Raw genomic sequence first — 14,621 nt, forward strand, 5'->3', positions numbered from 1 at the left:
GAATGGGAGTTGTCGGCGAGCAGTCTCCCCGGCGGCGCCTGCCGCCGGCCGCGCGGTACCTCTGCGCCGCCCGAGGAGACGCGCCATGACAGTCCGTATCGCAACCTTCAACGCCGAGAACCTCTTCCGCCGCCCCAAGGCCTTCGGCCTCCCGGACGCGACACAGCGGAACGAAGTCGTCGAGGACTTCAGCACGTTGGTCTCCCTGCTGAACCTGACGACCTACGAGCCGAGGGACAAGGCACGGATCTCCGCGCTCATCAAGAAGCACAAGGCCTACGACCTGGACCGCGACGACCCTCCGCCGATCTACATCAACCAGACCCGCCTCGACGGCGGCAAGCTCTTCAAGAAGCAGGGCCAGCCGGGGGACGACGACTTCGACATCAGGATCCTCGCCAAGGGCCGTGGGGACTGGGCCGGTTGGGCCGAACTCGTGCGGGAGGACCTCGACTCGGCCGCGGTGGAGAACACCGGCCGGGTGATCGACGAGGTCGACGCCGACATCCTGCTCCTGGTGGAGGTCGAGGACAGGCTCACGCTGGACCGCTTCAACAAGCAGATCCTTCAGGGAGCGCTCGGGAGGCGGCCGTACCCGTACAGCATGCTGATCGACGGCAACGACAGCCGCGGCATCGACGTCGGGATCCTCAGCCGTCACCCGATCACGTCCGTACGGCCCCACATCTTCGACCCGGATCCGGAACGTCCCGGCGAGCACCTGTTCAGCCGCGACTGCCCCGAGTTCGAGATCCAACTCAACGGCACGCCCTTGGTGCTCCTCGGCAACCACCTGAAGAGCAAGAGCAACGACGACCCGGTGCTGCGCCTGGCCCAGGCCAAGCGGGTCGCGGAGATCTACGAGGCCGCCCGTGAGCGCACCCCGTACGTCATGGTCGCCGGAGACCTCAACGACCACCCGGAGAGCGAGCCGATCGCGCTGCTGCTGGACACCGGCCTGCGCGACGCGATGAGTCACCCCGCCTACCGGGGAGTTCCCGGCACCTACGCCCCGTGCGACAAGGCGGAGCACAAGATCGACTACCTGCTGTTCCCGCCGCCGTTGTGGCACCGGGTGCAGCACGTGGGCCTCGAGACACGCGGAATCTTCTGGACCCCGCCCCCGGAGATCAAGCACTTCGACGAGGTGAACTCAAAGGTCAACGCAGCCTCCGACCACGCGGCGCTCTACGCGGACCTGGACCTGTAAAGCAACAGTTCCCCGCGCCCCGAGAGGGGCGCGGGGGACTGCGCGTCTTCAGGGGCGCGGGGCTGTGTCAATCTGCGGCTCCGCCGCGCGGGCGCGACCAGCCACGACGAACCCGCAGCCGTACGACAACCCCAGCCAGGCAGACGCTCACACGGCCAGGCCGGAACGCACCTAGCAGCCGATCAGCCGGCTCCCCAGGTACCCCTCGATCTGGTCCAGCGACACCCGCTCCTGCTTCATCGAGTCCCGCTCACGAACAGTAACGGCGTTGTCGTCCAGCGTGTCGAAGTCCACCGTCACACAGAACGGCGTACCGATCTCGTCCTGACGCCGGTACCGGCGCCCGATCGCACCGGCGTCGTCGAACTCGATGTTCCAGTGCTGACGCAGCGCCTGGGCGAGCCCCTTGGCCTTCGGGGAGAGCTCCGGGTTCCTCGACAGCGGCAGCACGGCGACCTTGACGGGAGCCAGGCGCGGGTCGAGGCGCAGCACCGTGCGCTTCTCCATCTTGCCCTTGGCGTTGGGCGCCTCGTCCTCGATGTACGCGTCGAGCAGGAAGGCCAGCAGGGTGCGACCGACACCCGCCGCCGGCTCGATCACGTACGGGGTCCAGCGCTCGCCGGCCTCCTGGTCGAAGTACGACAGGTCCTGGCCGGAGGCCTTGGAGTGGGCGCCGAGGTCGTAGTCGGTGCGGTTGGCGACGCCCTCCAGCTCGCCCCACTCCGAGCCGCCGAAGCTGAAGCGGTACTCGATGTCGGCGGTGCGCTTGGAGTAGTGGGAGAGCTTCTCCTGCGGGTGCTCGAACCACCGCATGTTCTCTTCACGCAGACCCAGGCCGGTGTACCAGTTCCACCGCTCCTGCATCCAGTACTCCTGCCACTTCTCGTCCTCGCCCGGCTTGACGAAGAACTCCATCTCCATCTGCTCGAACTCGCGGGTGCGGAAGATGAAGTTGCCCGGCGTGATCTCGTTGCGGAAGGACTTGCCCATCTGCGCGATGCCGAACGGCGGCTTGCGGCGCGAGGTGGTCTGCACCTGACCGAAGTTGGTGAAGATGCCCTGGGCGGTCTCCGGGCGCAGGTAGGCGACGGAGCCGGAGTCCTGGGTCGGGCCGAGGTGGGTGGAGAGCAGGCCGGAGAACTGCTTGGGCTCGGTGAACTGGCCCTTGTTGCCGCAGTTCGGGCAGTTGATGTCGGCCAGGCCGTTCTCGGGGGCGCGGCCCTTCTTCTCCTCGTACGCCTCTTCCAGGTGGTCCGCGCGGAACCGCTTGTGACAGGCGGTGCACTCGGTCAGCGGGTCCGAGAAGGTGGCGACGTGACCGGAGGCGACCCAGACCTCGGGCGCGAGGATCACGGACGAGTCGATACCGACGACGTCCTCGCGCGAGGTCACCATGTAGCGCCACCACTGACGCTTGATGTTCTCCTTGAACTCGACACCCAGCGGTCCGTAGTCCCAGGCGGCGCGCTGACCACCGTAGATCTCGCTGCACGGGAATACGAAGCCACGGCGCTTGCTCAGGCTGACGATGGTGTCGATCTTGTCGGCGGCCACGGTGCTCTCTTCATTACGACGACGGGCGACGAAGCGGATGCGCCCCTGGAGGGAAGCGATGCGCCTCAGAGCGAATGCCTCAGGTTACCGGCGGGGGATCCCCTCCAATCAAATCGGTTCGGTCAGGAGGTACCACAAAACAGTCACCCTCCCCTTACTCCAGCCTTACCCCGGGTCTCACCGAGGACTTGTTGACAATCATTTCCATCTTTGCTGAAAATGACTCTCATGAACGTAGTACGACGACACCGGCGACACCTCATATCCGGGACCGCGGTCGCGGCGGCCACCGTCCTCGGCCTCGGAACCCTCACGGCATGCTCGGACTCGTCCGCGGCCACCGGCAACACGGACAAGTTCGACGTCGTGGCGTCGTTCTACCCGATGGCCTACCTCGCCGAGCAGATCGGCGGGAAGTACGTGCACGTCACCAGTCTTACCGAACCCGGCCAGGAGCCGCACGACCTGGAGATCAGCGCCAAGCAGACCGCGCAGCTGCAGGAGTCGGACGCGGTCCTCTACCTCAAGGGCCTCCAGCCCTCCGTCGACGACGCGGTCGCCCAGTCCGAGCTCAAGACGAAGATCGACGCCGCGACGCTGACCTCCCTGGAGGAACACGGCAACGAGGTCGGTGGCCACGCCGCCGAGCACGACGACGCCCACGGCGACGAGGCGGGCGGCAAGGACCCCCACATCTGGCTCGACCCGGTTCGGTACGCCGAGGTCGCCAAGGGCGTCGGCGCCGCCTTCGAGAAGGCGGACCCGGACCACGCGGACACCTACAAGACGAACACCGAGGAACTCGTCATGAAGCTGGGCGCGCTCGACGACCAGTTCAGGAGCGGGCTCAAGGACACGAGGACCAAGGTCTTCATCACCACCCACGCGGCCTTCGGCTACCTCGCCGAGCGCTACGGCCTGACCGAGGAGGCCATCTCCGGCCTCGACCCGGAGTCGGAGCCGAGCGGGGCCCGCGTGCGCGAGCTTGAGAAGATGGCGAAGGCCGACGGCGTCTCCACCGTCTTCTACGAGACCCTCGTCAGCGACAAGACCGCGAAGACCATCGCCCAGGACGCGAACCTGAAGACGGACGTGCTCGACCCCATCGAGGGCATCACGTCCAGGTCCCGGGGCAAGGACTACTTCTCGGTCCAGGAAGCCAACCTCAAGGCGCTGCAGACAGCACTGGGCGCCAAGTGACCCTGTGGAGGACACAGGCATGAGCGACGAGCCCGCAACCACCGAGGCCGTCATATCCCTGCGCGGCGTCCGTGCCGAGCTGGGCTCGCGCACCGTCCTGCGCGGCATCGACCTCACCGTGCGCCGCGGGGAGGTCGTCGCCCTGCTCGGCGCCAACGGCTCCGGCAAGTCGACGGCCATCCGCAGTGTCATCGGTCAGGTGCCCGCGAGCGCGGGCGAGATCGAGATCTTCGGGACCCCGCGCGCCCGCTTCTCCGACTGGAAGCGGGTCGGATACGTGCCGCAGCGCACCACGGCCGCGGGCGGCGTCCCGGCGACGGTGACCGAGGTGGTCGCCTCGGGCCGGCTGTCACGGACCCGCTTCGGCGTCCTGCGCAAGGCCGACCACGAGGCGATACGCCGCGCCCTCGCGCTGGTCGGCATGGCGGACCGGGCGAAGGACTCCGTGAACGCCCTGTCCGGGGGCCAGCACCAGCGCGTCCTGATCGCCCGCGCCCTCGCCTGCGAACCCGAGTTGCTGATCATGGACGAGCCCATGGCGGGCGTCGACCTCGCCAGCCAGGAGGTACTGGCCGAAACCCTGCGCGAGCAGGTGGCCAAGGGCACGACCGTCCTGTTGGTCCTGCACGAACTCGGGCCCCTGGAGCCGCTGATCGACCGCGCGGTCGTCCTGCGCGACGGCTGCGTGCTCCACGACGGCCCGCCTCCCAAGGCGGTCGGCCAGCACGCGCTGCCCGGCCACGACCACGTCCACCCGCACGCGGCTCCGGGCGCGGAACCGGTCCGTACGGGCCTGCTGAGCTGAGAAGGCACGGATCAGAACCATGGACCTCCTGAACTACGCGTTCATGCAGCGGGCGTTGCTCGCCGCCGTGCTCGTCGGCATCACCGCCCCCGCGATCGGCATCTACCTCGTCCAGCGCCGCCAGGCCCTGATGGGCGACGGCATCGGCCATGTGGCGATGACCGGCGTGGGCCTCGGCTTCCTGCTGTCGTGGTCCCCGGTGTGGATGGCGACGCTCGTGTCCGTCCTGGGCGCGGTACTGATGGAACTCATCCGCTGGTACGGCAAAACGCGCGGCGACATCGCGCTGGCGATGCTCTTCTACGGGGGCATGGCGGGCGGTGTGATGTTCATCAACCTCGCGCCGACGGGCTCGAACGCGAACCTGACGTCGTACCTGTTCGGCTCCCTGTCCACGGTGTCGCAGGACGACGTGACGGCGATCTGCCTGCTGGCGGCCTTCGTGGTGCTCGTGACGATCGGGCTCCGGCGCCAGCTGTTCGCGGTGAGCCAGGACGAGGAGTTCGCACGGGTCACGGGTCTGCCGGTACGGGCGCTGAACCTGCTCACCGCGGTGACGGCGGCGGTGACGGTGACGGTCGCGATGCGGGTGGTCGGCCTTCTGCTCGTCTCCGCTCTGATGGTGGTGCCCGTGGCGGCGGCCCAGCAGCTCAGCCGGAGCTTCGCGGCGACGTTCGCGATCGCGGTGGCCATCGGCGTGACGGTGACCATCAGCGGCACGGTGACCTCGTACTACCAGGACGTGCCGCCGGGGGCGACGATCGTGCTGCTGACCATCGCCGCGTTCATGCTGCTCACGGCACTGGCCGCGCCGCTGGCCCGGCGGAGGGCGCGGGCGTTGGAGGATGCCGCGGGCGATCCGGCGGAGTGCGTGATCCCGGAGGCGGGCAAGGCGACGGTTCCGGCCGCCCGCGGTTCCTCGGCGGGGACGGGTGGCGTCGGCGTCTGACTGCCCACAGCCCGGACTGGCACAATGGCCCGGCAAAGCGCAGACGTGAGGAGGCAACGGTGACGACCGCTGGACCCGTGCGGGGTCGTGCCACCCGGCAGCGTGCAGCCGTGGCGGCGGCGCTCGACGAGGTCGACGAGTTCCGCAGTGCACAGGAGCTCCACGACATGCTCAAGCACAAGGGGGACTCGGTCGGACTGACCACGGTGTACCGCACCCTGCAGTCCCTCGCCGACGCGGGCGAGGTGGACGTCCTCCGCACCTCCGAGGGTGAGTCGGTGTACCGGCGCTGCTCGACCGGGGAGCACCATCACCACCTCGTGTGCCGGGTCTGCGGCAAGGCCGTGGAGGTGGAGGGGCCCGCGGTGGAGAAGTGGGCGGACGCGATCGCGGCGGAGCACGGTTACGTGAACGTGGCGCACACGGTGGAGATCTTCGGCACGTGCGCCGACTGCGCGGGCGCCTCCGGCGGGTGAGCGGTTCGTAGGGTGACCCCTTGTGCGGGGCAGGGAGAGCCTCCCCCTGCCCCCGGTGCCGCGGGCGTCTTCCGGAGCCCCGGCCCGGACGGGGCTCCGGGGGCCGCCGGGCGTCGCGAACCGTCGTCCGGCCTCGGCGCCCCGCACTCGGTCTCCCGCTTCGTCTACTTCGTCACCTTGATCCCCTCGTACGCGGTGGACTTCGGCGCCAGGCAGACGAACCAGTCGTAGGGCGAGTTCTTGGGGCTGTGGATGACCGGAACGGCGGCGTTCGCCTCGGTGGCCGCGGACGCACGGCCGACCTTGGTAGACGTGCCGTCCTTCCAGGTGCAGGTGACCTCCCGGGCGGTCTTGGCGACCTGGCCAATCACCAGGCGCTGCGAGGCCGTGCCGTTCCCGGGGAGCAGCGGGATCGAGACGGTCCCGAACTCGCCGCCGGACAGGACGTCGTCCTCAGGTACCACGTTGTCCGCGATCTGGGTGGTCCTCGCCTCTTCACCGGTGACCCGGTGGACGAAGTGCGCGACCTTGCCCACCAGTTCGGAGGCCGTGGAGACGCCCTCCGGGCGCTCGCCGAACTCCGCCATCGCCGCCAGGGTGGCCTGGGCCTCCGCCGTGTCCGCCGGAGCCTTCCACACGTCGATGTACACCCTCCACGGCACTCCCGCGTCGGTGCCGCTCGCCAGGGTCGTCCGCATGTGCGGCTCGGACGCCTCCGCGCTGGCGACCGGCGGGCTCGCCGGCGACACCTCCCGGTCCCCGTCATTGGACAGCCCCGTCAGCGCCAGAGCCCCCGTGGAGCCGGCCACGACCAGGGTGGTGGTCGCCACGACCGCCCAGCGACGGGCCTTGCGGCGGCGGCCGCCGCGCATCAGCGCCTGGGTGGGGGCTATGCCGATCTTCACCTCGTCGGCCGCGTCGGCCAGCAGGAGTGCGATGTCGCGCTGTGTCATGTTGTGGCTCGTCTCCCAGTCCGCGCTTTTCACTTTCGTCCTCCCTGCGTCACTGTCTCCGCCAGTCCCGATATGGCGCGCAGCTTCGAGATCCCCTTGGCTGCGTTGCTCTTCACCGTGCCGACCGAACAGCCCATCGCCTCGGCCGTCTGTGTCTCGGTGAGGTCCTCCCAGTAACGCAGGACCACTGCTTCCCGCTGCCGTGTCGGCAGTTCGGCCAGCGCCTTCAGCAGCGTGTGGCGGTCGTCGGCCTGGGCGATCCGGTCACCGGTGTCGGCCACCTCGTGTGTCAGGCCCGCGTCCTCGCTCCTGGGCACCAGGAACTCCCGCAGTTTCCTGCGGTACCTGCGGGCATGCGCGTTGATCATCACTCGTCGTACATACGCCTCCGGGTCGTCGGCCGAGGCGACCCTGTGCCAGGCCACATAGACCTGTTCCAGCGTCGACTGGACCAGATCCTCCGCGGCGTGCTGCTCCCCCGTGAGCAGGAATGCCGTGCGCATCAGCCGCGGCCAGCGGTCGACGACGAAGGCCTGGAACTCTCTGTCCCCGGCCTGTTTTCGAACCCCCATGAACACCTCCTAGATGTTCAAGAGAGCCTGTGAGAGGCCGAGACCGTTGCCTCACCGCGGAGTCTTTTTCCGCGTTCTCGTCGGAGCGGGGGGTGCCTGTTGAGTCGGCACGGAGCGCGGTGCCGGTGTTGCCACCGTCCGGTGTGGTCGGTGAACCGTCGGCGGACGTCCTTCCACTTCCAGCGGCGCAGTGCCATCCACCAGCTGATCACCCGATGCCGCGTGAAACTGGCCAGGGAGCTCAGGGCGGCTTCGCAGACCGCGTGCTTGAAGTGGTCGAATCGGCGGCGGCAATCTCACGCACCCGATCGCAGAACCGTGCGGGAGCCCATCGGCTCACACGGCTCCCATCATCCAGCCATCAGGCTTGAGACCGAACCACCAATGGGCGAAGAGGTTCGGGCAGGTCCGCTATCGCCTCGCCGCCGTCGGCGAGCATGACTGCGAGATCTACCGCGATCCGGCCGGGGTCGTGCCCGGTGCCACGCGGTCGCAGCCGACGCAGTGCGTCCGTGAAGGCGATGGTCAGGCCAGTGACATCGCAGAGATCGGCCGGCAAGCGGGATCCGGCGTGGCTGACCACCGAGACCTTGGACAAGCCTCCTCTTCCCAGCCCAGAAGGCACTTTCGCTTTTCCGTTCAAGACTCGGACACCGCCGCAACTGAAACACGCAGGCTAGCTCTCCATGACCATCAGCGCCGCCATCATCCCCTCGTCCTCGTGCTGGAGGAGATGGCAGTGCAGCATGTACATGTACGTGTCGTCGGCGAAGTCGGTGAACTTCATGGCGATCTTGATGGACCCGCCACCGACGACCTCGTACGTGTCGAACCACCCCAGCTCGACACCCGTCGGCTCCTCACCGTTGATCTCGATCAACTGGAACGGCACGTCGTGCAGATGGAACGAATGCTCCAGCATCGTGTTGTTGGTGATCGTCCAGATCTCCTCGGAACCGAGCGTCGTCATGATCGTCGCCATCGAGTCCATGCTGGTGCCCACCGAGCCGTTGATCGCCATCTCCAGCCCGTCCTGGTCCAGCGTGATCTCCCGCGCGGTGAAGCTCGACGTGTCGTACCGCTCGATCGTGTTGAGCGTCGACGGCAGGTCGTCGGGCGTGTCCGAGGCATCCGGCGTGACGGTCAGGAAGTCGTACGTGCCACTGCCACCCCGCACCCATCCGGTCGTGACGACGGCCTGCAAGGTGACCGCGTCGCTCAGGTCCATGACGAACTCCGCGCGCCCGCCCGCGACCAGCCGAATGCTCTCGACCTCGGTCGCCGAGGTCAGATACCCCTGCTCGGTGGCGATCTGCGTCAGCGTCCCGCCGTCACCGCGCTGGACGGTGATGATGTCCGACGGTGAGGCGTTGAGGACCCGGAAGCGGGTGCGCGTCTTCGTGGCGGTGAACGTGAGCGTGGTGTCGTCGACGTTGGTGCCGTTGCACAGCACCGGGTAGGCGAGGCTGCCGCTCAGGTAGCCGGTCAGGTTGTACTTGATGTCACCGGAGCTGTCCGACGCCAGGCACTGCAGGATGATCGGGATGTCGTCGACGCCGTACTCGCTCGGCAGCGCCGCGGACGCGTCCGAGTCGTCCTCCACGATGATCATGCCGGCCATGCCGTGCACGACCTGCTCGGCCGTGGTGCCGAGAGCGTGCGGGTGGTACCAGAGGGTCTTGGCCTCGTCGAGGACCTCGAAGGTGGGCGACCAGGTCTTTCCGGCGGCGAAGGCGTTCTGGGGGCCACCGTCCATCTCCGGCGGGATGTGGGCGCCGTGGAAGTGGACGCTGGTGTCGTCGTCGAGGTTGTTGGTGATGTTGAGCAGGACGGTGTCGCCCTTGGTCCACTTCATGGTGGGGCCGAGGTACGACTGGTTGTAGCCCGCGGTCGAGCTGGTGACCCCGCTGACCACCTCGCGGGTGCCGGACTGCGCCGCGAGCGTGTAGGTGGTGGTGCCGTCCGAGGTGGTGCCCTCCAGGAGGTCCGGGACGGTCAGCGTGGCGGTGTTGGTCGCGGCACCGGCCTTGTTGCGCTCGGCGTCGGTCAGCAGGGAGAAGGCCCCTCCGGCCGCCCCGACCGCGGCCAGCCCGAAGCCCGCCATGCCGCCGAGGAACTTGCGCCGGTGCAGGCCCTTGCCGTTGGTCCTGGCCCTGGCCCTGCGGTTCTTGCCCGTGTTGTTGGTCATGGCCGGGGATGTTTGACCTAAAGGCTGTGTAAGGACTGGGCCGAAGTTAGGAGCGGCCCGAGCGGGCTGTGAGGTCACCGTGAGGGCCGCCCGGCCACCAACTCCCGCAACAGCAAGCCCAGTTGATGTATCGCAGGTCACACCCGGCGGGCGGGACGTACCGGACGGGCTCCGCGCGCGGAGCGCACACCAACCTCCAGGCTTGTGATGCGCGTCACAGTCAAGGGTGGCTGTGTCGGCGCTGTCCCCGCCCCTTCCCGGCACTGTGCCCGGACTGTCCGAGCCGGCCCCTACGCCCCTCCGCCCCTACGAACTCTGCCGGGCGGGGCGCGGCGCGCGGGCGGCGTCCACCGGGCCGTAACAGGCCGCCGTGGCCCCGGTCATGAGGGCCCAGTAGCGGTCGCCGTACGACCAGTGCCACCACTCGGTGGGGTAGTTGACCAGGCCTGCCGTGCTGAGCGCTGCGGAGAGGAAGCGGCGGTTGCGACGGGCGTCGTCGGAGATGTTCGGGGCGTCGGTGTAGCAGGCGTCCGCGCTCTCCTCGGGGCTCGCGTCGACCCTCGTGCCGAGGTCGAGTTCCTCGCCCGAGGCGGTGCACAGGGTGAGGTCCACGGCCGCGCCGGCGACGTGCGGGCCGATCTCCGGCGGGGACAGGGAACGGCTGGTCTGGGTGCGCAGGTGGTCCTCGGACCAGTCCGGGTTGGCGGCGCGCAGCTCGGCCGCGTACGCCTCGAAGTAGCTGATCTGGAGAGCGAGCGGGCGGTATCCCTCGGTGACCAGCAGGCGCACCCCGTCGGGGAGCAGCCGCGCCGCGCGGGCCAGCCGCCAGGCGACGCCCTCGCGGACCATGGCGTAGGCGCCCTCAGGGTCGGCCTGCCGGGGATCCACGGCCACGAAGGGCAACTCCCGCAGATCGACGAGGGGTTCGCCGCAGTCCCGTACGGGGACACCGGCGACCTCGGGATCGTTCATGAGGATGATCGGGGGCATGCGTCGTCTCTCGCGGCGGTCCGGGCGTACGGATGTACGGCGATACGGGCGGGTCGAGGCGATGTACGGTCGCGTGGCGATGCCCCGGGACAGGGACAGTCGTGCCCCGATGCCCCTGCCCCGGAGCTCCCCCGGGCTGTGCCTGGCTTCCCCCTGCCTGGTGGTGCCCCTTGGTCGGCCGGGTGGTGAGGACTCACCCGGCCGACCAGTTGTCCCCCGACACCCACGAGAGTGGCGCAGGGCGCTGCAAGTTCTCTGCAAGTCCTCGGCAAGGCGTTGCGCCCCCTGGGGCCCTAGTTCGGTCCGGGCGGGAGGGGCCAGGGCTCGTCGCGTTCGCGGGCATCGCACGCGGTGAACACGGCCGTCGCCTCCGCGCGCAGCGCCGCCGCTCCCGCCCCGTCGCCGAGCGCCTCGCGCGCCGTGGACAGGTCCCGCAGGGCGCGGGCGCGCGGGAGGCGCAGGTCCAGCACGTCCCAGCCGGCGACCGACGCGGTCAGCAGCTGTTCCGCCTCGGCCGGGCGGCCGTCGGCCAGCGCGCACTCGCCGAGGGTGCGCAGGGTCAGCGCCTCACCGAAACGGTCCTGGTGGGCCCGGCAGACACCGAGCGCCGCGTGCAGCGCCGACTCGGCCTCCCGGGTCCGGCCCAGCCGCAGCCGCGCCTTGGCCCAGGCCCGCGCGCAGTACGCGGCCATCAGCGGGTCCCCGAGGGCCAGCAGGCTCTCCCGCGCCCGCCCGGCCAGGCCCGCGGCCGTCTCGTACTCGCCGAGGGACCGGTGGACGAGGCTGAGCGTGCGCTGCGCGAGGGCCTCGCCGCGGCGGCTGCCCTGCCGCCGGTACGCCTCCAGTGACTCGTCGAGGAGGGTGAGTGCCGTGGTGTGGTCGCCGAGTTCGAGGCGTACGGAACCGGCGTACCGGCAGGCGAGACCGACTCCGGTGTCGTCGCCGAGCCTCCGGAAGCCGTCGGCGGCGTCGGCGAGGGCGCGTTCGGCGGCACGCAGCTCGCCCAGCTCGCGGCAGGCGCTGCCGAGTCCCGTGAGGGCGGCGGAGCGGCCCCGTACGTCACCGAGGTCCGCGCAGAGCCGCTCCGCCTGCCGGAAGTAGTCCAGTGCCTCGGAGCAGCGGTCCTGTTCGTAGCGGAGCTGGCCCAGGCCGATGAGCAGCAGGGCCTCGCCGGAGAGGTCCTCGGCGCGCCGGGCGGCGGCGAGGGCGGCGTCGTGGCTGCGCCACCAGGCGTCGAAGCGGTTGCTGATGGCGAACGAGGAGGAGCACAGGGTCGCCGCGGCCTCACAGGCCAGTGTGTGCAGCCCGAGCGCGGCGGCCCGTTCGACGGCCGAGGTCAGCGCGCCCGCCTCGGCGTCGAACCAGGTGAACGGATCGGCGAGGACCCGCTCGGTGGTCCGGGTACTGACGACGGTCTGCGGGGAGGAGGTGGCGGATGGCTTGTTACAGACGACGAGGGTGCCGTCCGGGCTCTCGGTGGCGGCGCGGCTCTGGCGCAGTATCACCGCTCCCGGGGGTGCCGCCTCCGTGACGCGGTCCATCAGGTACAGGCCGGCGGTCAGGGCGCGGCCCACGGCGGTGGTGCGGTCGGCCACGGAGTCCTCGGCCTCGGCGCGTTCGGCGGCGTAGACGCGGACCAGGTCGTGGAGGCGGTAGCGGGGCTGGCCGACCTGGTCCGTGCCGGGGCAGTGCAACAACTGGGCGTCCACGAGCCGTTCCAGCACCTCCTCCGCCTCGTCCTCCGGTACGTCGGCGAGCGCGGCCACCGCCCAGGCGGCGACGTCGGTGGAACCCAGCGTGGCGAGGCGGCGCAGCACCCGGCGGGCGCCCTCGTCCAGCGCCTGATAGCTGAGGCCGAGGCTCGCCCGTACCTCCAGGTCGCCCACGGACAGCTCGTCGAGCCGCCGGTGCTCGTCCGCGAGGCGGTCGGCGAGCATGCTGGGCGTCCAGTGGCGGCGGGTCGCCAGCCGCGCCCCGGCGATCCTCAGGGCCAGCGGCAGCCCGCCGCACAGGTCGACGATCCGCCGCGCGGCGGTCTCCTCGCGCGGGGTCGCCCACGTGGTGCCGATGACCCGGACCAGCAGCTCCAGTCCGCCGACGTCGTCCAGGACGTCGAGGTCGGTCCGCCGGGCGCCGACGAGCCCGCCGAGCCGCGTCCGTGAGGTCACCAGCACCCCGCAGGTCGCACTGCCGGGCAGCAGCGGACGCACCTGCGACTCGCTGCCCGCGTCGTCGAGCACCAGCAGGATGCGGCGCCCCGCGACCAGGCTGCGGAAGAGGTCGCCGCGCTCGGCCGGGTCCTCGGGCGGATCGGCGCCCAGCGCGCGCAACAGCCGCCCGAGAACCTCCCCGGGCGGCACGGGCGCACTGAAACCGTGCAGCTCGGCGTAGAGCTGGCCGTCCGGATACCGTTCCGCCACCCGGTGAGCGGCCTGCACGGCGAGGGCGGACTTCCCGACGCCCGCGGGCCCGGACACCACGACCACGGGTGTCGCCCCGCGCGGCCCGGTCAGCCACTCGGCCACTTCGGCCGACTCCGCCTCCCGTCCCGTGAAGTCACCGAGGGCGGGCGGCAGCAGCGACACCGCCCGCGGCGCCGCACCCGTACGGACGGCCGAGGCTGCGGTGGCGGCCCGCCTGCCCGGCAACAGCCCCGGATCGGCCCGCAGCACCGCCTCATGCATCCGGTTCAGCTCGGGCCCGGGATCGATGCCCAGCTCATCTGCCAGAACGGCCCGCCCCTCGCCGTACACCGCGAGGGCGTCGGCCTGGCGACCCAGCCGGTACAGCGCGAGCATGAGCTGGCCACGCAGCCGCTCCCGCGTGGGGTGGGCCGCGACGAGCGCGGCGAGTTCCGTCGCGAGTTCGGCCTCCTGCCCCGCGATCTCCAGCTCGACAGCGATCCGCTCCTCCAGCGCCGCCTGCCGGGCCTCTTCCAGCCGTACGGCCTCGCTCCGCAGCGCGCCCCCGACCCCGCCGAGCGCCGGCCCCCGCCACAGGGCCAGCGCCTCGCGCAGCGCCCGGGCGGCGGAACGGTGATCACCCTCGGCCGAGGCTCTTCGCCCTTCCCCGGTCAGCGCCTCGAACCGTACGAGATCGACCCGCCAGGACCCCGGCGCCAGCACGTACCCCGGCGACCGCGTCTCGATCGCCTCCCCCGCCTCCTCGGGCAGGGCGCGCCGCAGCGCCGAGACGTACGACTGCACCAGCGCCCGCGCCGTGTCGGGCGGTTCCTCGCCCCAGATGGCGTCGACCAGCGCGTCGGCGGGCACGACCTGCCCGGCGCGCAGGAGCAGCACGGCCAGCAGCGCCCGCGGCTTGGGTCCGCCGAGGCGCACGGGCATGCCGTCCCACCACGCCTCGACCGGGCCGAGCAAGCGGTATTCCAGCTCCAAGGGTCCCCAACTTCCGTGCCGTCGGATCTCAGCTCGCAGCGACAGCGGTTGCGCACGCAACGGGTGACGCGAATGTATGGCGTCGTGGTTTCCCAGAACACATGATGCCCCAGGGAATTGTTGAAAATCAGGGGACCTGGCGGCCATTCGACGGGCGTTCTGGGCAGAACCGGGGGAGTTTTCTTCTCAACGGAAGGTGAACGCCAGGGCGGACAAGGGTGAACTGTGGCTGAAAAGGAACTGTCGAGACCACCCGCTTCTCGTCAGTGTCGTGCCTCCGCGCTCCGGGTAAAGGGCGCTCCCTCCGGTCGCGTCGGCTCCGCCGATGC

General features: G+C 70.2%; 11 protein-coding genes and 1 pseudogene. 5 read left to right on the forward strand and 7 right to left on the reverse strand.

Translation table 11 applies throughout. From position 1 onward, the window contains the following. The first annotated feature begins 85 nt into the window (after window positions 1-85). Complete coding sequence (locus AB0959_RS07655; protein WP_366825383.1) at window positions 86-1,210, forward strand: endonuclease/exonuclease/phosphatase family protein; 1,125 nt, start codon at window positions 86-88, stop codon at window positions 1,208-1,210. A 171-nt stretch (window positions 1,211-1,381) separates the two neighbouring features. On the opposite strand, the gene AB0959_RS07660 is transcribed toward AB0959_RS07655, so the two are convergent. Further along, window positions 1,382-2,764, reverse strand: a complete 1,383-nt coding sequence (locus tag AB0959_RS07660) for a glycine--tRNA ligase (RefSeq protein ID WP_366825384.1) — start codon at window positions 2,762-2,764, stop codon at window positions 1,382-1,384. A 228-nt stretch (window positions 2,765-2,992) separates the two neighbouring features. On the opposite strand from AB0959_RS07660, the gene AB0959_RS07665 reads away from it, so the two are divergent. The 4 genes from AB0959_RS07665 to AB0959_RS07680 are packed head-to-tail and all read left to right on the forward strand — an operon-like array spanning window position 2,993 to window position 6,194. Continuing rightward, window positions 2,993-3,964 carry a metal ABC transporter substrate-binding protein gene (locus tag AB0959_RS07665; RefSeq protein ID WP_366825385.1) on the forward strand — a complete coding sequence of 324 codons (972 nt, stop codon included), beginning with the start codon at window positions 2,993-2,995 and terminating at the stop codon, window positions 3,962-3,964. 19 nt (window positions 3,965-3,983) lie between these two features. Beyond that, complete coding sequence (locus AB0959_RS07670) at window positions 3,984-4,769, forward strand: metal ABC transporter ATP-binding protein (protein WP_366825386.1); 786 nt, start codon at window positions 3,984-3,986, stop codon at window positions 4,767-4,769. 19 nt (window positions 4,770-4,788) lie between these two features. Beyond that, window positions 4,789-5,718 carry a metal ABC transporter permease gene (locus AB0959_RS07675; RefSeq protein ID WP_366825387.1) on the forward strand — a complete coding sequence of 310 codons (930 nt, stop codon included), beginning with the start codon at window positions 4,789-4,791 and terminating at the stop codon, window positions 5,716-5,718. Window positions 5,719-5,777: 59 nt separating this feature from the next. Continuing rightward, window positions 5,778-6,194 carry a transcriptional repressor gene (locus tag AB0959_RS07680; protein ID WP_366825388.1) on the forward strand — a complete coding sequence of 139 codons (417 nt, stop codon included), beginning with the start codon at window positions 5,778-5,780 and terminating at the stop codon, window positions 6,192-6,194. 164 nt (window positions 6,195-6,358) lie between these two features. Here the strand turns inward: AB0959_RS07680 and AB0959_RS07685 are convergent, their stop codons facing one another. The 6 genes and pseudogenes from AB0959_RS07685 to AB0959_RS07710 form a co-directional block, all read right to left on the reverse strand. Then, window positions 6,359-7,180, reverse strand: coding sequence for a hypothetical protein (locus AB0959_RS07685; protein WP_366825389.1), 822 nt, complete (start codon window positions 7,178-7,180; stop codon window positions 6,359-6,361). Next, a complete protein-coding gene (locus tag AB0959_RS07690) occupies window positions 7,177-7,719 on the reverse strand; it encodes a SigE family RNA polymerase sigma factor (RefSeq protein ID WP_366825390.1) in 543 nt (180 codons plus the stop codon). The genes AB0959_RS07685 and AB0959_RS07690 overlap by 4 nt, the downstream gene beginning before the upstream one ends. 403 nt (window positions 7,720-8,122) lie before the next feature. Continuing rightward, a pseudogene (locus AB0959_RS07695) lies at window positions 8,123-8,362 on the reverse strand (hypothetical protein); the annotation flags it as partial. 33 nt (window positions 8,363-8,395) lie between these two features. Next, the gene (locus AB0959_RS07700) at window positions 8,396-9,907 is read right to left on the reverse strand and encodes a multicopper oxidase domain-containing protein (RefSeq protein WP_366825391.1); all 1,512 of its coding nucleotides are present in this window, start codon (window positions 9,905-9,907) and stop codon (window positions 8,396-8,398) included. A 306-nt stretch (window positions 9,908-10,213) separates the two neighbouring features. Continuing rightward, window positions 10,214-10,897 carry a M15 family metallopeptidase gene (locus tag AB0959_RS07705; RefSeq protein WP_366825392.1) on the reverse strand — a complete coding sequence of 228 codons (684 nt, stop codon included), beginning with the start codon at window positions 10,895-10,897 and terminating at the stop codon, window positions 10,214-10,216. A gap of 293 nt (window positions 10,898-11,190) precedes the next feature. After that, a complete protein-coding gene (locus tag AB0959_RS07710) occupies window positions 11,191-14,292 on the reverse strand; it encodes a BTAD domain-containing putative transcriptional regulator (protein WP_366825393.1) in 3,102 nt (1,033 codons plus the stop codon). Window positions 14,293-14,621 lie beyond the last annotated feature (329 nt).

Origin of the sequence: Streptomyces sp. NPDC046862 (genome assembly GCF_040704615.1) — a bacterium.
GTDB lineage: Bacteria > Actinomycetota > Actinomycetes > Streptomycetales > Streptomycetaceae > Streptomyces.

Excerpts from the sequence above, each read along its gene's own strand:
- AB0959_RS07675 (WP_366825387.1), top strand. The coding sequence starts at position 4,789 with ATGGACCTCCTGAACTACGCGTTCATGCAGCGGGCGTTGCTCGCCGCC.
- AB0959_RS07655 (WP_366825383.1), top strand. The coding sequence starts at position 86 with ATGACAGTCCGTATCGCAACCTTCAACGCCGAGAACCTCTTCCGCCGC.
- AB0959_RS07700 (WP_366825391.1), bottom strand. The coding sequence starts at position 9,907 with ATGACCAACAACACGGGCAAGAACCGCAGGGCCAGGGCCAGGACCAAC.
- AB0959_RS07670 (WP_366825386.1), top strand. The coding sequence starts at position 3,984 with ATGAGCGACGAGCCCGCAACCACCGAGGCCGTCATATCCCTGCGCGGC.
- AB0959_RS07690 (WP_366825390.1), bottom strand. The coding sequence starts at position 7,719 with ATGGGGGTTCGAAAACAGGCCGGGGACAGAGAGTTCCAGGCCTTCGTC.
- AB0959_RS07665 (WP_366825385.1), top strand. The coding sequence starts at position 2,993 with ATGAACGTAGTACGACGACACCGGCGACACCTCATATCCGGGACCGCG.
- AB0959_RS07705 (WP_366825392.1), bottom strand. The coding sequence starts at position 10,897 with ATGCCCCCGATCATCCTCATGAACGATCCCGAGGTCGCCGGTGTCCCC.